Source organism: Zunongwangia pacifica, from assembly GCF_023499215.1.
Classification (GTDB): Bacteria; Bacteroidota; Bacteroidia; order Flavobacteriales; family Flavobacteriaceae; genus Zunongwangia; species Zunongwangia pacifica.
Genome location: NZ_JAKHSK010000006.1, coordinates 157,267 through 177,079 on the forward strand (window position 1 = coordinate 157,267; position 19,813 = coordinate 177,079).

17 protein-coding genes are annotated in these 19,813 nt (G+C 34.6%); 12 read left to right on the forward strand and 5 right to left on the reverse strand.

Annotated elements, in window-relative coordinates; all coding sequences use genetic code 11:
- Positions 1 to 516: 516 nt before the first annotated feature.
- Positions 517 to 933 carry a lipocalin-like domain-containing protein gene (locus tag L1967_RS06160; protein ID WP_249600854.1) on the forward strand — a complete coding sequence of 139 codons (417 nt, stop codon included), beginning with the start codon at positions 517 to 519 and terminating at the stop codon, positions 931 to 933.
- A 281-nt stretch (positions 934 to 1,214) separates the two neighbouring features.
- Here L1967_RS06160 and L1967_RS06165 read toward each other — a convergent pair whose 3' ends face one another.
- The 3 genes from L1967_RS06165 to L1967_RS06175 all read right to left on the reverse strand — a co-directional run bounded on the left by L1967_RS06165 (position 1,215) and on the right by L1967_RS06175 (position 4,753).
- Positions 1,215 to 1,754, reverse strand: coding sequence for a glutathione peroxidase (locus L1967_RS06165; RefSeq protein ID WP_249600855.1), 540 nt, complete (start codon positions 1,752 to 1,754; stop codon positions 1,215 to 1,217).
- A 278-nt stretch (positions 1,755 to 2,032) separates the two neighbouring features.
- Positions 2,033 to 3,634 carry a family 43 glycosylhydrolase gene (locus tag L1967_RS06170; protein ID WP_249600856.1) on the reverse strand — a complete coding sequence of 534 codons (1,602 nt, stop codon included), beginning with the start codon at positions 3,632 to 3,634 and terminating at the stop codon, positions 2,033 to 2,035.
- Between the two features lie 138 nt (positions 3,635 to 3,772).
- Complete coding sequence (locus L1967_RS06175) at positions 3,773 to 4,753, reverse strand: DUF6807 domain-containing protein (RefSeq protein WP_249600857.1); 981 nt, start codon at positions 4,751 to 4,753, stop codon at positions 3,773 to 3,775.
- Positions 4,754 to 5,099: 346 nt separating this feature from the next.
- On the opposite strand from L1967_RS06175, the gene L1967_RS06180 reads away from it, so the two are divergent.
- The 8 genes from L1967_RS06180 (at position 5,100) to L1967_RS06215 (ending at position 15,042) form a co-directional block, all read left to right on the forward strand.
- Positions 5,100 to 5,687, forward strand: a complete 588-nt coding sequence (locus L1967_RS06180) for a carboxymuconolactone decarboxylase family protein (protein ID WP_249600858.1) — start codon at positions 5,100 to 5,102, stop codon at positions 5,685 to 5,687.
- Positions 5,688 to 5,735: 48 nt separating this feature from the next.
- Positions 5,736 to 6,575 carry a histidine kinase gene (locus L1967_RS06185; RefSeq protein ID WP_249600859.1) on the forward strand — a complete coding sequence of 280 codons (840 nt, stop codon included), beginning with the start codon at positions 5,736 to 5,738 and terminating at the stop codon, positions 6,573 to 6,575.
- Positions 6,572 to 6,940 (forward strand): response regulator, encoded by a 369-nt coding sequence (locus L1967_RS06190; RefSeq protein WP_249600860.1) that lies wholly within the window; start codon positions 6,572 to 6,574, stop codon positions 6,938 to 6,940. Before L1967_RS06185 ends, L1967_RS06190 begins: the two co-directional genes overlap by 4 nt.
- 48 nt (positions 6,941 to 6,988) lie before the next feature.
- Positions 6,989 to 7,240: a DUF3820 family protein gene (locus L1967_RS06195; protein WP_420856401.1), complete on the forward strand. Its 252-nt coding sequence runs from the start codon at positions 6,989 to 6,991 to the stop codon at positions 7,238 to 7,240.
- A gap of 158 nt (positions 7,241 to 7,398) precedes the next feature.
- The gene (locus L1967_RS06200) at positions 7,399 to 9,018 is read left to right on the forward strand and encodes a CTP synthase (RefSeq protein WP_249600861.1); all 1,620 of its coding nucleotides are present in this window, start codon (positions 7,399 to 7,401) and stop codon (positions 9,016 to 9,018) included.
- 104 nt (positions 9,019 to 9,122) lie between these two features.
- Entirely contained in the window at positions 9,123 to 10,985 is a 1,863-nt protein-coding gene (gene yidC, locus L1967_RS06205; protein WP_249600862.1) for a membrane protein insertase YidC, read from the forward strand.
- A gap of 278 nt (positions 10,986 to 11,263) precedes the next feature.
- Entirely contained in the window at positions 11,264 to 12,706 is a 1,443-nt protein-coding gene (locus L1967_RS06210) for a proton-conducting transporter transmembrane domain-containing protein (RefSeq protein WP_249600863.1), read from the forward strand.
- A 5-nt stretch (positions 12,707 to 12,711) separates the two neighbouring features.
- On the forward strand, positions 12,712 to 15,042 hold the full coding sequence (locus L1967_RS06215; protein WP_249600864.1) for a DUF2309 domain-containing protein: 2,331 nt from the start codon (positions 12,712 to 12,714) through the stop codon (positions 15,040 to 15,042).
- A 244-nt stretch (positions 15,043 to 15,286) separates the two neighbouring features.
- Here the strand turns inward: L1967_RS06215 and L1967_RS06220 are convergent, their stop codons facing one another.
- Positions 15,287 to 16,210, reverse strand: a complete 924-nt coding sequence (locus L1967_RS06220) for a LysR family transcriptional regulator (RefSeq protein ID WP_249600865.1) — start codon at positions 16,208 to 16,210, stop codon at positions 15,287 to 15,289.
- Positions 16,211 to 16,293: 83 nt separating this feature from the next.
- Between L1967_RS06220 and L1967_RS06225 the strand changes: the two genes are divergently transcribed.
- On the forward strand, positions 16,294 to 16,587 hold the full coding sequence (locus L1967_RS06225) for a hypothetical protein (protein ID WP_249600866.1): 294 nt from the start codon (positions 16,294 to 16,296) through the stop codon (positions 16,585 to 16,587).
- 58 nt (positions 16,588 to 16,645) lie between these two features.
- On the opposite strand, the gene L1967_RS06230 is transcribed toward L1967_RS06225, so the two are convergent.
- A complete protein-coding gene (locus L1967_RS06230; RefSeq protein WP_249600867.1) occupies positions 16,646 to 17,626 on the reverse strand; it encodes a fasciclin domain-containing protein in 981 nt (326 codons plus the stop codon).
- A gap of 68 nt (positions 17,627 to 17,694) precedes the next feature.
- Between L1967_RS06230 and L1967_RS06235 the strand changes: the two genes are divergently transcribed.
- The gene (locus tag L1967_RS06235) at positions 17,695 to 18,387 is read left to right on the forward strand and encodes a toxin-antitoxin system YwqK family antitoxin (RefSeq protein ID WP_249600868.1); all 693 of its coding nucleotides are present in this window, start codon (positions 17,695 to 17,697) and stop codon (positions 18,385 to 18,387) included.
- A 233-nt stretch (positions 18,388 to 18,620) separates the two neighbouring features.
- Positions 18,621 to 19,808 (forward strand): tRNA 2-thiouridine(34) synthase MnmA, encoded by a 1,188-nt coding sequence (mnmA, locus tag L1967_RS06240; RefSeq protein WP_249600869.1) that lies wholly within the window; start codon positions 18,621 to 18,623, stop codon positions 19,806 to 19,808.
- Positions 19,809 to 19,813 lie beyond the last annotated feature (5 nt).

Genomic DNA, 19,813 nt, shown 5'->3' on the forward strand with positions numbered 1-19,813 from the left:
TTCAATAATGTAACCACTGGCAGAATTGATATGAAACAAGAACCGCAGGGTAAAACCCACGGCGATAGATCGAAAAGCCTCTTTAATAATTTGGGGTGCATGCCCATCCTGATAAACCTTAGAACAAGATACATCATTAACCGCCTAATAACAGATTAGAATGGTATTTTTTATCATCATTCAACAAAATATTTACTCATTCACTATGAAGAATACTTTCAAAGATTTCTCAATAAAATTATAAATATCCTATTTTTTATACGCCAAAAATCACATTTTCTCAAATGTTAATTTTTAATAATTTAAAATACATAACTTGCTACAATACAGATATTTAATTATATTCGCACTACCTAAATTATGTTATAGAAATCATAAAATTTTAGTTTTTATGCCCTACCTACTTAAATGTTTCAGATAAAGGCTACGTCCTAATCATCTGGAAGTTTATGCCCCTATTAAATATTTTTATTAAACTAATTAATATAACTGATGACTAAAATTAAACTAAATCTTTTGTTATTATTTTGCGCTTGTTGGTTATTAACTTTATCAGGTTGTGATAACGAAGAGTACGGAATGTATGAGGTAGATAGAATCGTGGGATCCTGGAAATTAGTTGAAGTTTATAATGATAACAACAATGGTCGTGGCGTATGGAGTCCTGCTGAAAATGTTTACAGTTATACTTTTAATGAAGACGGTACCTTTAGCTCTACCCGATTTCCTCAATGCACTGGTGGAAATTATTCGATATACGATGATGAGATTGTACTAGATTTTGATTGCAATAATAATAGAACCATGGGAATATCCAGCGTATCATCTACTTTTATCGAAGAATTTGATTATGATGGCAACAATGTTATTTTTATTCCCACTTATCCTGCCTGCGATAAAGGTTGTAAATTAAAGTTTGAACCTACAAACTAATTTTTACTTCTAGCAGAAATATTCATGTTACAAGGCCTATTTCTGCTTTTAATTGAGCATTCGCAAACAACCTTAGCTATAATTTATCTGGTTTTCGCTTTGATAGCTACAGAAATAAAAAGATTACGACGAATACGATTTTTTCATTGTAACGAACTATTAAAACCTATACCGTAATCACTAATAAATAGATTGCGTGTTGCAGTCTAGCCTTGCTTTATAAAAGGTATAAATGAACAGTGAAAAATATCTGATTTAAAGAAACCGAGTGTTTGAGTTTTTTATTCCTGAATCCAATTTACAATCTCAGGATCGCTAGGAAGTACACTAGAACCTTTTACAGCCACAAGTCGTCCATTTTTATCGATTAAATATTTCTGAAAATTCCATTTCACTTCAGAATCTTTAAATCCGTTTTGGGACTGCTCTGTTAAAAACTGATACAAAGGATGCTTTTCCTCTCCTTTAACTTTGATCTTTGCCATCATTGGAAATTCTACACCATAATTTTGCTGGCAGAATTCAGAAATCTCCTCATTACTTCCAGGCTCCTGGTTCCCAAAATCGTTAGATGGGAAACCGATAATCACAAAACCTTGATCTTTATATTGTTCGTAAATACGCTGTAATTCGGCATATTGCGGAGTAAAACCACATTTGCTTGCGGTGTTAACGATCATTACTTTTTTCCCTTTTAAAGAATTTAAATCGAAAGTTTCTCCGTTAATATTCTCAACCTTAAATTGATATATGGTTTTATCGTTTTGCGCTATGCCCGTAGTTCCAAGAATTAGAGCCAGTATTAAAAAGTATCTTTTCATTTCTATTATTTTAAAATTTCAACTTAAGTAAACAACCTCAATAGAAATTCCCCGAGGCATTCATTAAAAAATTGTTCTTTATCCCGATTATTGGGTAAAAGTAGCTATTTAATTAAAAAACTGATTGTAAGGAACGCTTAAAAATGCAGTAAACTACCTTAGGGCAAGCCCACTAGGCATTCGATAAAACAAAATCTAAATTTCGAGGTATCCCGATTGTTATCGGGAAGGGGTATTAAACCCTTTGGCGGTCACAATAAAACAAATTCTGTATACATTCATTTCATTTTAATTAAAGATACGTCATCTATTTGAGCACTGGCACCCGGACTTCCTTTTGCATAAAAACCAATTTCAACTTTCGCCTTTTTTATTATAATATTCTCAATAATGACGGTATGCCAATCACCATCATTATCACTGATTACTGCTTTCTGTTGAAGCCCGGCACTATCTGCATACATTTCAAGATTTTTAAAACGGGAATTACTTTTCACCTTTGCCATCAAGGTATAGCGTCCATCTTTCAAATCCACAAATGGTGTAGAAGTTACGATTTGATAAACTTGCCGTTCAAAAGCTACATTATCTTCGATATTCAAACTTTTCTCTCCGATAACATATTTTCGATCTTCAGTAGTATTAAAATAATTTAGTTGGGGTGATTCCTTCTGCCCTATTACGATGGTATTGCCTTGATAGACTTTGGCTATCCAGCCTTTTAATTGTTCCTGAATAGGTTTTACGGAAGAAGGAATAGCTTTTCTATCGGCTTCAAAACTTGGATTCTTTATATAATTATTGTCTTCTGAAACTTGCCATACGCCTGTGTTCTCATCCAGCATCCAACTATTTAAAGAATTAAAATAAGGAACCTCTTCCTGAAAGGATAAAGGCACCCATTGATTATAACCTAATCCATTTCCGGCAAAATTCGACCAACGATCACCACAATAAATTACGGTTTCAGTCTCACCCCCTTTTACATTCACAAAAAAACCAGTTTGGGTAATATGCGCGTAATCATCGATGCTTCCGGGGGTAACAAGCATATTATTAGTGGGCAAATAAGGACCTTTTATATGATCTGAAACCAGATAATAAGCATAAGAAGAATCCCAACCATAAAGGTTTGAAGCAAAAACATAATACTTTCCATTATATTTAAACATACAATTCCCTTCCCTACCTTTTCCTCTAAAAATTTCGGTACAATCCAATAAATCTACCTCTCCGTTTTTAACTCCTATTTCAGAAAGGTATATTTTGTTTCTTCCCTGTCCATAAGAATAAACCAGATACGATTTTCCTAATTCATAATCTGTAAAAACACTTTGATCTCCAGTATTTGGAGTGCCAATACGATCGGTCATATCTAATTTTCTGTGCCATTTAAACGTCCCGGTTGGAGAATCTGATAAGGCAATAAGGACGCCGGCATTATGTTGAATGAGCATGGCATATTTTTTCATTTCTGGTATATATAGAACGCCTAAACGCCCCATCCAACGCGTACCTTGGTCGTGTTTTAATGCTTCAGTACGTTCAAAGACATGATCTTCAAAAGTCCAATTTATTAAGTCTGAAGAACTATAGCAGGTAACTGCTACAAAGTGATCTTGAGTATAAGTTTGGGAAGGGTCATTTCGATAAAGTTCAGCTTCCTTATAATAAGCACCATACCAGTAATATTTTAGTTCCCCGGTTTTTGGATCTTTAAATTTAAATATTCCACCACCCTGGCTATAAATTGGTTGTCCATCTATAGTCTCCCAAAATTGATCGTTATGAATAGTCTTGTTTTGGGCATTTACATTCAAGAAAAATAAGAGGAAAACAAGCAAAAAAGTATAGTAGTTTTTCAAAAAATCAATTCTCATAAAATCATTATTTAATCTCGATTATCGAGTAAATATCCAACTAATTTTAAAGGAATTCATACTGAACTGTCCTGCTTTTGGATTAATCCATGAGTATAAAATCTAGAATCTGAGGAATTTTAAACCGAAAAATGAATATTAAAACCTTTTGTTCGCTATAGTATTTATTATTTGATCTGAAAGCATCTCTGTAGCCGTAATGATTCTATATCTGGCTTTAAAAGTTTCAGAAGGTTTAAGATCAAAGCCCTTTTCTACCACAGGCGTAAAGCAAAAATAAGGTAAATCGGGATGCACTCTAACGTAATCTGGAAATTCAGGATTGTTAGATAACGGAATAACAACAAGATTCATAGTTGTTTCGCCAATCTGTCCATACATGCTCACCCACTTCGGGATAGTATGATTAGCCGCTAAACGTGATTTATGGAAATTTGTAGTCACCTGAAAATCTACATCAATTTCATCGTTTTCTAATGCGCTTTCTTCACTATACCACTCATCCCTTCCCCGAAATGCCAAACCACCATAATGATATTTTAATATTTGAAAATTTGAGGGTGAAATATTCTTTTGCTCTACCGTTATATCCCATATAAAAGGATCTGTATCATTATACACTTTTATAGTCCAGATCTCTTCTAAAACGGGAATCGTATCGCCATCTATAAAGGCTAAATGCTGCTGTTTTGTTGTTAATAGGCCATAGTTTCTGGAGGAAGTTACTTTCAAAATTTCTTTAAAAACTACAGTTCCGGTTTCATCCTGTTGATTCCAAAAATCTATTTTCTTATCTCTAAACTTTGTATTTACCCAGGCGTTAAACATACCATGGTGGTGTGTATGTTTTTTAGGAAATCCTTCTGTTATCACTGCCCCGCCAGGAGAATATACCGGATGGATAAAACCACTCCTCTTGTAATATTCCTGAATTTTATCTGGCTTTTGAGTTTTATAGTTATACTGAAAAACTGACTTATCCCCTATTTTAGCTATAATAGCACTTTCGTTATCTTCAAATGTTACAGAATTATTATCTGGTGTATCCTGTTGCGCATAAATTGAAACGTGCCAAGAAAAAATATAAACAACTAAATAATAGCCTTTAAAAAATTTCATTCTTAATTCATCTTTTTAATGTGATCCCTATGTTACATCAACTAAGATGAATCTATAATAGAAGTACGGACTCATTCATTTCCTTAAAATTCACCTTAAAAATGAAAAATAAGAATTTTCACTATCAAAATTCACCCTAAAATTGAATAAACTCAAATACTTTGCGTATCAGGAAATTTAAACCTAAAAGTAATCTTATAGTTAGGTCCAAAGGATATAATCTTATGATTCATAAATAATTGCCAATCTTTTTATGTTTATTCCTTTTTTATTTTTTTTATTGCTTATTTTGTACGCAATATCCTAGCCCCAAAATTGAAATTTTTTATTTAGATCTCTACACTTTATGAGTACACAAATTACGCAGAATTCGTCAAGATACCCTATGATATCTTACGAAGAAGCTTCAGAAGATGTTAAAGCTATATACGACGACACGAAGAAAACATTGCAACTTCCTTTTGTTTTAAACTGGTTTAAATGTCAGGGCAGTAATGCGACATTATTAGAAGGAAACTGGAGTAAGTTAAAAAATACCTTGATGAAAGGTAATGTTCCTAACGTGTTAAAGCAATTAATTATTTATAATGTATCCAAGTCTAGAGGATGCAATTATTGTTCACATGCTCATGGGATTTTTGCAGATAGTATGAGTTCTATGATTTCTGAAGAAGAAAGCTTTAAAGCAACAGAAAATATTGATTCTCCATCGATGCCAGCCAGCTATAAAAAAGCTATAAATATTGTGACTAAAGCCGCCTTACAACACAGTGAAGTTTCTGATGAAGATTTTGCTGAGCTTGAAAAAATTGGTTTCTCAAACACTGAAATCCAGGAATTAATGGCACAGGCAGATTTAGTGAACATGCTAAATACCATTGCAGATGTTTCTGGTATTAAAATAGACAACGAACTTTTAGAGACGCCAGAATAAACAAGGGTCTATTGCAAAATGTCGTCAATTCAAAATAACGCATCTCAGTTGTACAGAATAACTTACGAAGCTTATTCTAAGTTTGCCAATGGCATAAACAGATGCAGTAATTTTCCGGAAATTGGAAAAGTTGTAGAAAAGCATTTAAAGTATATTCTTAATTTTCATGTCATTAAGTTACTCATCGAGAAGGATAATAAGCTCATGGAGTATTCTTTATGCGGAAATGATATTTGGTTTAAACAAAAAAATGTAGAAGACCTCAACGAGGATGAATTAAATTTAGCTAAAACCGGTATTCCTATAAGAACATCTAATATTCCAAAAGATATTGCCAACGGGAAACTAGACCTTTCTAAGCTTAAAAACCCACATTTATGGTCCTGGCTTTTTAATAAAGATGATCATAAAATGATAGTCTCCTTAGTTGCAGATGAAGAAAGAGTTTTTACCAGCAAGGATATAGAAATTTTAAAACTTGCGGCAGACTGCTTTGATGCTAAATTTAAAGAGCTAAACCTTAAACGGGAAATAGCGAAAAAAAACAGGATCTTACAAGGTGCTTTGACGACTATTCAGCAACAAAACGATGAAATTAATAAGATTAATAAAAACCAAAAGGAAATAATCCAAAAAAGAACAGAAGAAATTGTAAAGAAAAATGAAAAGCTTTTAAAAATTTCAGTTCTTAATGCGCATAATGTAAAGGAGCCTTTATCACGTATTCAGGGGATTATTGAATTATTTGATCTTATGGACGACGAAAGTTGCAGACAAGAACTTTTACCCAGGTTAAAATCCTCGGTAAAAGAAATGGATGAAATTGTTAGAGAAGTTATAGGTGTAGCTTCAAGAGAATTAATTGAATTAAAAGCAAAAAATAAATGACCCCAATCATTTTAGTAGATGATCAACCCATCGCTAATTTTATAACCAAAAAATTATTGGAAATAGAAGGCTATAAGGATAATGTAAAAGATTACACTGATGCCTTAATTGCGCTAGAGTCTGCGAAATCTGAATCTGAAGCTATTATTTTCTTAGATCTTAATATGCCGGTAATGTCTGGATGGGATTTTTTAGAACAAATGAAAAAGTTTGGGCTATCACATAAAACGATTATCCTTTCCTCCAGTACCAGTGAACTGGATATAGAAAAAGCTAAACAATACCCATGCGTGATTGAATATGTGGTAAAACCATTAAGTAAGATTAAGTTATCTAAAATATCCCCTTATTTAAAGAAAGAATAAATTTTTTAAAAATAAATACCAAAGCCACAAAGTTAAGATTATACCTTTGTGGCTTTTATTTTTTATATGAACAATCATCAGGAAGAATTACTTAAACTGGCTTACACCAAAATGCCCTTTGGTAAATATAAAGACTGGTATTTATCAGATATTCCAGAACCCTATTATGTTTGGTTTAGTAAAAAAGGATTCCCGTCAGGAAAATTTGGTGACCAGCTAAGACAGGTTCACGAACTTAAAATTAACGGTATGGAAATTTTATTAAAAGAAATAAGAAAAAGATATCCTAAGAATCAATAAACTTTCCTTTTACTTCACTATTCAATTCATTGCTTTACTGAAGTTTTTATAGACTTAAAGAAACCTTAAATATTAGCATTCAAAATTAGCTGCTTTTTCTATTCTTCTTCGTAATTTAGCGCCCTGAATAATTGGAACGCTTCAAACACTTTTAAAAAATGGCCGAAACCAAGTATATATTTGTTACTGGTGGCGTTTCCTCTTCTTTAGGAAAAGGGATAATCGCAGCATCATTAGCAAAATTATTACAAGCCCGTGGCTTCAGAACCACTATTCAGAAACTAGATCCTTACATTAATGTAGATCCTGGAACTTTAAATCCGTATGAACATGGTGAATGTTATGTCACCGAAGATGGCGCTGAAACAGATCTGGATCTTGGTCATTACGAGCGTTTTCTAAACGTAAATACCTCTCAGGCAAACAATGTTACCACCGGTAGAATTTACCAAAGTGTAATCGAAAAAGAACGCCGTGGGGAGTTTCTGGGAAAAACAGTTCAGGTAGTCCCACATATTACGAACGAGATAAAAGAACGTATCCAGATTCTTGGTAAAAAGAAAGAATATGATATCGTAATTACCGAAATTGGAGGAACCGTGGGTGATATTGAATCCTTACCTTATATTGAAGCGGTTCGCCAACTTAAATGGGAATTGGGAGACGAAAACGCTTTGGTAATTCATCTTACTTTGGTACCCTTTCTATCAGCTGCCGGTGAGCTTAAAACCAAACCAACGCAACATAGTGTAAAAACCTTGATGGAAAGCGGGCTAAAAGCTGATATTTTGGTTTGTAGAACAGAACACGAGTTATCTGACGATATTAGAAGAAAACTGGCTATTTTTTGTAATGTTAGGCAAGAGGCCGTTATCCAGTCGATCGATGCTCCTACCATTTACGATGTCCCTAATTTAATGCTGAAGGAAGGTTTAGATACAGTAACCCTAAAAAAATTAGAATTACCAGATGAAACCACACCAAATTTAGAGCAGTGGAATAAATTTTTAGATCGCCATAAAAATCCAAAAGCCGAAATTAGAATTGGTCTTATCGGAAAATACGTGGAACTTCAGGACTCTTATAAATCGATTTTAGAATCTTTTATACATGCAGGCGCCGAAAATGAAGTAAAAGTAATTGTTGAGAGTATTCACTCAGAGTTTATAAATGAGAATACCATCAAAAATAAAATTTCGCATTTAGATGGTGTGTTAGTTGCGCCAGGATTTGGAGAGCGCGGGATCGAAGGAAAAATCGATGCGGTTCAATTTGCCCGGGAAAATAAATTACCCTTCCTTGGGATTTGTCTGGGAATGCAAATGGCAGTTATCGAATTTGCCAGAAATGTACTTCAATTAAAAGGTGCCAATTCTACAGAGATGGATGAAGCCACCAAACATCCCGTAATCGATATTATGGAAGCGCAAAAAAACATCACCCACATGGGAGGTACAATGCGACTTGGTGCGTGGGATTGTCATTTAAAAGAAGGATCTACAATCTATAATGTTTATGGCAAACACGACATCAAAGAAAGACATAGACATCGCTACGAATATAACAATAAATACAAAGAGCAGCTGGAAAAAGCAGGTATGCTAAGTACTGGTATTAATCCAGAAACTGGTCTTGTAGAGGTTGTAGAGCTTAAAGACCATCCCTGGTTTGTAGGGGTTCAATATCATCCTGAATATAAGAGTACGGTAGCCAGCCCCCATCCTTTATTTGTGGCTTTTGTAAAGGCTGCTTACGAACACTCAAAAAATAAAGTATAATGCCAGTTTGGCATTAAATTAAATATTGGTCATTTTTTTGACTAATCAAAAAAATATCAAATAAAACCCTTATTTAGGGATTTAAGACTTTAGTAAATTTTAGAATGGAAGAAAAGAAGATTGATATTCAATCCATCATTGGATTTATTTTAATTGGCGGAATTTTAATCTGGATGTTGTATACCAATAGCCTGGAGCAACCAATAGAAGAAACCAGTACTCCCGCTACTACAGAAGAGGTTACCACTCCTTCAAATACTAATCAGTTAGCAAATCAAAATAATGCTACTGCCCCTGCAACCGACTCGGCTGCAATAGCACAGGCACAAAGCAGACTTGGTGCTTTTGGTTATTCGGCTACTTTACCTTCAGCAGAGGACAACATAACAGTTCTAGAAAACGATGTGTTGCGATTAGAAGTGGCCAATAAAGGTGGTTATATTGAAGAAGCTGTTTTAAAGAATTATAAAACATACGATTCTATACCTGTTTATTTAGTAAAAGATGGTAACGCAAGATTCAATCTTAATTTCACTACCACAGATGGTAGAACTCTAGATACCGAAAATCTATATTTTGAGCCAAGTATTTCTAAAAATGGTGAAAATCAGGTATTATCGATGAAATTAAAGATTTCAGATAATGAATTTTTAGAATATCGGTACTCTTTAAAACCTGGAGATTACATGATGGATTTTAATATCCGTTCTCAGGGACTTGCTAGTACTTTTAATACTTCACAACCTATTAATTTAGACTGGCAACTTAAAGGCTATCGCCACTCCAAGAGTATTTCTTACGAAAACAAATACACCGTTTTAGGTTATGAATATGAAGGAGATAAGTACGATGACTTAGGACATGGAGAGGATCAGGAAACCGATCAAGATGTATCTTATATTGCATTTAAGCAACATTTCTTTAGTTCTATCCTTTTAACAGATACACCATTTAAAACTACAAAATTCACTTCAAAGAATCTTGTTGAAGATGAAGAAATAGACACTGTATATACCAAAGCTTTCACCGCTAATATTCCTTTAGAATTACAAGGTGGCGAATTAAATTATAACATGAACTGGTATTACGGACCTACAGATTACAAAATTCTGAAAGATTACGATCGTAACTTAGATGAGATTGTACCTTTAGGATGGGGAATCTTTGGATGGATCAATAAATATGTATTCATCCCATTCTTTGGTTTCTTAAGTAGTGTGCTACCAAGTTATGGAATCGCCATTATTGTAATGACTATTGTAGTACGGATTGTACTTTCTCCCGTAACCTATAAATCTTACTTATCTCAGGCAAAAATGAAAGTTTTACGTCCTGAAATTAATGAGATTAATGAGAAGTATAAGGATAATGCGATGAAAAAGCAGCAGGAGACCATGAAGCTGTATAGTAAAGCCGGAGCCAGCCCCATGAGTGGTTGTTTACCCGCTTTAATGCAGATTCCTATATTCTATGCGCTATTCCAATTCTTCCCAAGTGCTTTTCAATTAAGACAAAAAAGTTTCCTTTGGGCAGACGATTTATCAAGTTACGATGTTATTGCCGAACTACCTTTCCATATCCCGTTTTATGGAGAACACGTTAGTTTATTCCCAATATTGGCTTCGGTAGCAATATTTATTTACATGCAAATGACTACGGGACAAAGCATGCAGGCCAACCAACAACCGGGAATGCCTAACATGAAGTTTTTAATGTACCTATCCCCTATCATGATGTTATTTTTCTTTAATAACTATGCCAGTGGGTTATCATTATACTATTTCACTTCTAACTTAATTACTATAGGAATTATGTTAGTAATTAAACATGTTATTGTAGATGAAGATAAAATCCATGCAAAGATTCAGGCAAACAAGGCAAAACCTAAAAAACAAAACAGGTTTACCAGAAAAATGCAGGAAATGATGGAGCAGGCTGAAGAGCAGCAAAAACGTAATAAGAAATAATTCAAACCGAATTTTAAAAAAAGCCATTCCTAGGAATGGCTTTTTTATTGCTATTTTTTATGAAAAATATTATTTGGTAAAATGACCAACCCACATTCTTATTTCCTTCTCCCCTCAAAAAAAGCCTGATTTTCTTCAAAAATATGTTAACCAAAAACTCCTAAATAAATACGTTCATAAATATAATTAATGATTTATATATAATATATAAATAAAAATATATAAATTATGTTTTAGACCTTTGTACCGATCAATAATCTAAAAACAGAAAAATATTCGTGAGCGCTACACCACTAAACCAAAACAAAAAATCAACGGAACTTTTTTCATTCGCAAACCTGATACTTTGGATATTATTTGCTGTTAACCTATTATTTCTTATAATTTCTTATGCTAACCTACCAGAATGGAAATTTGGGGAATGGATTTATATAAATAGTTTTAGCTTTCTTATCTGGACGGTTGTATTATTTTTTGCAGCTCTTATTACCAGCTATTCTAAAAATTACCTTGTCGGTTTTAAATTCAGGAGGAGTTTTATTTTAAACTGTATCGCTTTTACGTTCTCGGTCATAAGTTTGGTGATGGCCAATCACGTCCTGCTATTTTTAGGATGTTGGGTTTTAATGGGAGTTTTTATGGCTAATTTAATAGGTGTCAATAAAGATTGGCCAGAAGCAAAAGCAGCCGCAAGTTATGCCCAAAAGTTTTTTCTTTTAGGTTCTTTTTGTCTTGGCGTAGGATTATTCATATTAGCCTGGTATACCAACGAGGTGACTATCGTAAAAATAAGCGAACAGGTTGGTGATTTACCTGTATTCGTCAAAATTGCCGCAGCTTTAGCTATAATATTAGCCGCTATTATACAGTCGGCTATATTTCCGTTTCAGCGTTGGTTAATGTCTGTAATGACTTCACCTACACCTGCATCGGCTTTAATGCACGCTGGTTTTGTAAATGGAGGCGGAATTTTATTGTCTTTCTTTGCAACATTGTTTTTTGCCTCTAATACCTTAACCATTCTTTTTGTAGTAGGCGGAGTGACCGCAGTTACGGCACAGTTCACCAAGCTCCTTCAGGTAAATGTAAAGCAAAAATTGGCCTGTTCTACTATCGCGCAAATGGGATTTATGATTATGCAATGTGGCTTGGGATTTTTTAATGCGGCTGTAGCCCACCTTATTTTACACGGTTTTTACAAGGCTTATCTATTCCTTTCAGCAGGTGAGGAGATTAAAAAAAGTGAGCCTTCTTCAAAATTGAAAATTAAAATAAAACCCCTACAGGCTATTGCTGTACTCATTTTTGGAAGTTTAGGAGCCTTTTTGTTTTCTTTCTTAACCGGTAAAGGGACCAGTGCCGATAGCGGGATCATTTTAACGCTGGTTGTAGCCATAACGGTAGGTCAAGTAGCTTATAACATTTTTAAAGAAAAGAGTTTAACAACGTATCAAAAAATAATTTATCCTACACTAATGTTTGTGTTGGGGATTGTTTTATATGCAGGGCTTTACAATGCTGTTACCTACTTAATGCATCCACTACCACTAACAGATCATCCTGTAGATATTTCTTGGGTACATATCGTTTTTGGAATTATATTTTTAATCGGCTTTTTCTTAATGAAGTTAGGCGTCTATAAAAAGTTCCCTTGGCTTTACCTAAAGTTGATCAATGACTCGCAACCCTATCACAAAACCATTTTCAATTCTAAAAAATAAGTACGATGAAAAAAATTGAATGGAAAAAATCGCTAGAAGAAATCTCTAAAATTGTAGATAAAACTTCTCCTTTATATGCCTATATAACGTCCAATCAACTTTCAGGTTTTGAGGAAAGTCACTTTAAAGAAGCGGTTGGTAAAGCCGCCACATTCTATAATGCTCAAGGCTATCCTAAAGCCGAAGTTTTTAAAGAAGCGCTGGATAAAAAAGAACTTCACAGAAAGGAATTAGAAAATCTATTGTTGGAAAACGGCTATAAGGAGACTGTTGAGACTTATTTAAACATCCTTGATCAGGACCCAGAACGAAAAGAACAACCTGATAACCTAAAACTAAATAGATTAATGCTTAAGTGGCTTTCTATTTTTTTAGATGAAGGTGTAGCAGAATGGCCAATGCCAGACAGGGAAAAAGGCTTTTATAAAGCCTGGTTAGGTTTAGCCAGATATGATAAAGATTATCAAATTTATAAAGATACACCAAAAAAAGCTTCTGAGGCCTTAGACCAGATATTTGAGAAATATACGAAAGAAGAAATAGATAATAGTATTCAATTTCATTTAACCAGCCTTCCAGGCTGGGTGGGGTATATTAAACAACGCCAAACTTCAGACTCTGGATGGAACGAAGAGGCACCCATTTCTATTTTAGAATATTTAGCTGTTCGGCTTACCATTGTAGATAAATTAAACTTAAAAATAGATGTAGTACCTGCTTTTAAAACGACCAATAAACAACAGGAATTATCTTATTTATTTTTGAAAGCCTGGGAAATAAGCTGGCAAAAAGAGCTGACTCAAAATTTCATCAATAATCACACGCCAGAAAAAAACAAGAAGATACCAGACGCCCAGATGGTATTTTGTATTGATACGAGATCTGAATTAATTAGAAGAAAAATTGAAGAAACAGGCAATTACGAAACCTTTGGTTATGCAGGTTTCTTTGGGATTGCAATGGATTATAAAAGTACTGAAGATGGGTTGACAAGAAAATCCTGTCCTCCAATCCTGGATTCTGCTTATAAAGTTTCTTACGATGTAAAACCACAACACGAGACTCAGGCAAAAGCCTATAAAAAGCAACTTAAAAAAAATAAGTTTAAAAAATATTTCTTCAGTAGAATGAAAAATATGCTGCCTTCAGCCTTTGGGTATGTAGAAGGCACCGGCATTCTGTATGGATTATCTTTGGTAGGGAGAACATTGCTACCTAACAAATTCAATGAAATAATGACTCGTGGTAAGATCGCTCCGGAAAAAAGTTATGCGCCTAAATTGAAAAAGAAAGAGCATAAACACGATATCTCTTTAGAAGAAAAAGTAAGTCTTGTAAAAGCTACTTTCGATTTAACGGGGTGGAAAACCTTTGCTCCCGTTATCATTTTTACCGGTCACGGAAGTCATACGTCCAACAACCCATTTGCTTCCAGTTTAGATTGCGGTGCCTGTGCAGGAAACCCAGGAAGGCATAATGCAAGAACCTTAGCTTCTATTGCCAATGAAAAAGAAGTGAGACTGGAATTAAAAAACAACTTTGGAATCAATATCCCAGAGAATACCATTTTCTTAGGGGCCGAGCACAATACCGTAACCGATGAAATAGAGATTTTTGATACCGAAATTGCTCCAAATCATAAAGAAGTACTTCTGAAAATCACTGAAAATCTGAAGCAGGCACAATTAGAAGCGAGCCGCGAACGACTAGGAAGCGAAAAAGATAGTTTAAAATTAGCTCACAAAAAATCAAATAACTGGTCGGAAACCAGACCGGAATGGGGCTTGGCTAAAAATGCCAGTTTTATCATTGGGCCAAGGGAACTTACTAAAGGTCACAATTTGAATGGAAGATGTTTTTTACAATCTTACGATTGGAAAACCGATAAAGACGGGAGCGCACTCTCTGCAATTATGCAAGGCCCTATGGTGGTTACCCAATGGATTAATAATCACTATTACTTTAGCACGGTAGACAATGAAAAATTTGGCGCGGGTTCTAAAATTACCCATAATATAACCGGAAAGTTTGGGGTAATGCAGGGAAACGGAAGCGATCTAACCAAAGGTTTACCCTTGCAGTCTTTAAAAAGGAGCGATTCAGAGATGTATCATCAACCCTTACGATTATCGGTGGTGATTGAAACACCAACTGCCAGGGTAGAAAAAATTCTTCAAGAACAACCGCACTTACAAAACCTTTTGGATAACGAATGGATTTACTTACTGGTAATGAACCCTGAAGAAAACCACAAAATAAAACGTTACGTTCCTGGTGTAAAATGGGAAGATCTAGATCAAAATACAACACCTGATGTGGTAAAGCTGGCGGTTTAAAATGGTATAAACCTGAGTTGGATTTAAAAAATCCCCGGAGGCTGAGTGAAATCTTTGCAAAAGATTTTATATCGAAGCTTCCATTTGGATCCAAAACCAATACAATGGTCTAATTCATAATATAAAATTTGAAATCATAATGAAGTGTTGTCACCCTGAACCTGCCCGTCCGGTAGGTCTGGAATGACGAAAAAACGAATTATTACAAATTACGGATAATTAATATAAAATTTCTCCTGGTTATCTAATAACGAGATAACCAGGAAAAATTTGCCTTATTAATACTTTCCATATTTTTGGTGAGAAAGTCTAAATAAGCCACCGCGGCAGGCGAGAATTTTTTACCCTTCAGCCAAATTAAATTCCAAGAGGTTACAATGGGTAATTTTTGGATAGGTACAATTTGTATCTGCTTGTTTTTTATCTCGTTCTCTAACCCTATTATAGGCATTATACTATAACCAAGTCCCGCCAATACCGCTTGTTTTACAGCCTCATTAGAAGTAAGCTGAATTTTTTTGGTTACTGGAATTTTATTCTGACTTATAAATTTTTCCATTGCCTGTCGTGTTGCTGAACCTTCTTCCCTATAAATTAAAGGCAAATTTTCAGGAATTATTTCCCCTTCAATAGGAACTGCCTTTATTAAAGAAGGACTTCCAAACAAGAAAAGCTTATTATCTATAAACGTCCTCTTTTCAATCTGTAAATTTTCAGGTAGCACAGAAACCAACGCAAAATCTACTTCGTTTCTTTCTAAAGATTCCAAAACCTGATAACGGTTGGTCACATCCATTATCAGATTTACGCCTTTATGATTGCTTAAAAACGGTGCTAAATAAAAGGGCATCAAATATTTACCCGTAGAAACTACTGCTATGGTAAGTTGCCCCGCCAGTTCTCCCTTAAAAGCCAAAGATTTATACTTCATATTCTCCACCTCCAGTAAAATTTTTTCAGCAGCTTTTGCTATTTCTTCACCATAAGGAGTAACATATAATTGTCTGCCGATGACCTCGGTTAGCGGGATATCAAACTGATCCTGAAAATTTTTTAGCTGAATAGAAACTGCCGGTTGGGTAAGATGTAGTGATTCTGAAGCTTTAGTAATACTTTTAAGCTCTGCTATTTTCAAAAAAATCTTTAGTTGATTTAAGGTGTAGTTCATAAAATTAATTAATGTATCACATAGTAAATATAAATAATAACTTATGAATATCCTCATTATATTTACTACTTAAAACAAGAAAGATGGACGAGTTTAATGAAGTAAAATTAATCACTGGAGAATTCAAGCCTGGTGAAGCCGAAGAAGTTTTATTTAGCATTATTGAGGATAAGATTCGTTTTAATAGCAGGCAGATATTTAGCTATGAAGAACGTGGTATGGACGGTGCAGAACGTTATAAAAAAAGGATAGAGGAATTACAGCAGTCTAAAAACAAAATTGCGGATATTATCAATAGGTGCAAAGCAAAAAATCAGATTTTAAACATAGAAAGTTCTATTATTATTAAAGAAAAAACAGAACACACTGATCACTAGAAGGTAAAAAATAAAGAGATTAGCACGATAAGATTTTAAAATATCATACCATTCCTTCTTATTCGTTCTCAATAACCCGATCCACTACTTGAATTACGCCGTTTACCGCCTGAATATTCGGTGTGATAATATTTATGATTTCATCGCTTTCCAATTCAATTTTTGGTCCGTTATCTTCATAAAAATTCAGTACAGCCCCACTATTAGCAATGACCTGCAATGTATCTTCAATGGCCTCGGTACGTGCGTTTTCTTGCGGAATGATATGATGGTCTATAATTCTTTGTAATTCAGCCTGCGGAATATCGGTAATAGTAGTATAGTTATGTTCCGCTAAATAATTAGCGACAGCTTCTTCAGAAGCTTGGAGAATAGTGTAAATCACATCCTGATCCTTCAACTTTTCCAGGTAATTTTCAGTATTAGATTCTGCCAAAATACTAGCAAAGTTATCATCTGTAGTTTGCTGGTTAACCAATAAAAAATCGGTTATACTGGGCAACGACAAAAAAGTACTAATAGGATTTAAATATCCATTATCCAGTAAAATATCACCCTGAGCCAATACCACTTCTGCTTCATTATTGATATAAAAACTATCTTCTAAAGTTAACGTATACATGCTAAGCAATCGATTTGAAGCATTACCTACACCTAAACTTCGAATATAGCCGTCTGGAAATTCGCTTAACCTGCTCGCTCCCGGCTGTATATGATAACGCAGATAATTATTTAATTCCTCTAAAGGCACATCATTGATATTGGTATAATCATTTTCTGAAAGAAAACTATTAAACGCCGCATTATTTGGAGCAAAAATGGTGTATTGCTGCGTGGCAATATTTAAAACGGAATCCAGTCCTGTTCGATTTAAAGCGGTGGCCAAAACCGAATAATTAGAATTATTAATGATAAAATTGTTTATCGTATTATCAGGGATAATAACATCGCCGGCATCATCTGACGTTCCACAAGAGACTGGAAACCAGCATAAAATAAAAATTAGTACGATTTTTGCTAATTTCAGAATAAATTTCATCAATTTTAGTTTTATATAAAGACTAAAATAAGCAGAGAATAATTAATATTTGTGTAATATCTGTTAATATGAAAATCGACAAATTTATGAGCCTTTTTAATTTTTCAACAAAAAGCATCGTATATCAATGGGCATGTTTTAGCTTCATATTTTTAGCCTTTCAAAACCTTAACGCACAGGAAGGAGCAAATTTAACCGATGCACAAGGCAAAAGACATGGTGAATGGAAAGTAAACTTTCCGGGAACCAATCAAACTAAATTTGAGGGTACCTTTAATCACGGTAAAGAAACCGGAAAATTTAAATTCTATAAAAAAGGGTACGAAAATTATCCAAGTGCCATCATGAATTTTGAAACCGGTAGTGATTCTATTGCGGTGAAATATTACACCCAAAAAGGAGAAGTTATTAGCGAAGGGATGATGCTGAACAAGAAAAGAGCGGGAAAATGGACTACCTATCATTACAAAAGTAACCAGATAATGATGACCGAATATTACAAAAACGATATTCTAAACGGGCTACAAACTACCTACTTTAAAAACGGTAAAGTTGGCGAAAAAACCAATTATAAAAATGGTATTAAAGATGGGAGCAGCCAGATCTATGCCGATAATGGGCAGCTTTTACAGGATCTGCATTATAAGAATGGAGAATTAGACGGGCACCAAACCTATTATAAACCCGATGGAAGTTTAGTCGCTGAAGGTGACTATAAAAACGGAAGAAGAATCGAAGATCAAAACAAACTCAAAAATTAGCGCCAAAAATCATCAAATATCAATACAAATTTTAAGGTGGCTTTCGCCTCCTTTTTTTATTTCGTAATTTTACACACTTTATTTCGACTTTATAAAAGATCAAATTCAAAAGCTTTGATCAAATCAACTACCCCGGGGGTAATTCCACGAGGTATTCAACAGCAACAGATGAAATGATTTCGGGTAAAGTCCCAGGAAATTAAACCCTCAATGAGGGATCAAGTTTAAATTCTATGAAAAAAGTTGTAGTAGGACTCTCAGGAGGTGTAGATAGTAGTGTTTCAGCCTATCTTTTAAAAGAACAGGGCTACGAGGTTATTGGATTGTTTATGAAAAACTGGCATGACGATTCGGTGACTATTTCAGACGAATGTCCATGGTTAGAAGACAGCAATGACGCCATGATTGTGGCTGAGAAATTAGGAATCCCATTCCAAACGGTAGACTTAAGTGAGCAATACAAAGAGCGTATCGTAGATTATATGTTTAATGAATACGAACGCGGCAGGACACCAAATCCAGACGTATTATGTAATCGCGAGATCAAGTTTGATGTTTTTATGAAAATCGCGCTTTCTCTGGGGGCAGATTATGTGGCCACCGGTCATTATTGCCGTAAAGGCGAGATCGAAAAAGATGGCGAAACAATCTATCAACTTTTAGCAGGGAAGGATAACAACAAAGATCAGTCTTACTTTTTATGCCAGCTTACTCAGGAACAACTATCTAAAACCCTATTCCCTATTGGGGAACTTCAAAAATCTGAAGTTCGTAGAATTGCTGCGGAACAGGAGTTGATTACAGCAGATAAAAAAGATTCACAAGGACTTTGCTTTATTGGAAAAGTGCGTTTACCAGATTTTCTTCAGCAAAAATTAAAACCAAAAGAAGGTAATATTGTTGAAATTAAATCTGATATCGAAACTTACAATATCGATACTCCTGAATTTGATTCTAAAATTGAAGAATTAAAATTTCTTGCTCAAAAACACCAATATCAGCCAAACGATGGTAAAGTGGTTGGGAAACATCAGGGAGCCCATTATTTTACCAAAGGACAGCGTAAAGGCTTGGCTGTTGGCGGCACACCAGAGCCACTTTTTGTAATCGATACCGATGTTGAAGAAAATGTAATTTACACAGGACAGGGTAAAAATCACCCCGGAATTTATCGAAAAGCACTTTTTATCAATGCCGATGAAGTGCACTGGGTTAGAAAAGATCTTAGTTTAAAACCGGGAGAAACCTTGCAGTTAAAAGCAAGAATACGGTACCGCCAGCCTTTACAGGAGGTAACGCTACATCAAACAGAGCACGGTATGTATATCGTTTTTGAAACGCCGCAGGCTTCAATTACCGAAGGCCAGTTTGTTGCCTGGTATGATGGCGAAGAATTATTAGGGTCTGGTGTAATTTCTTAAATTGC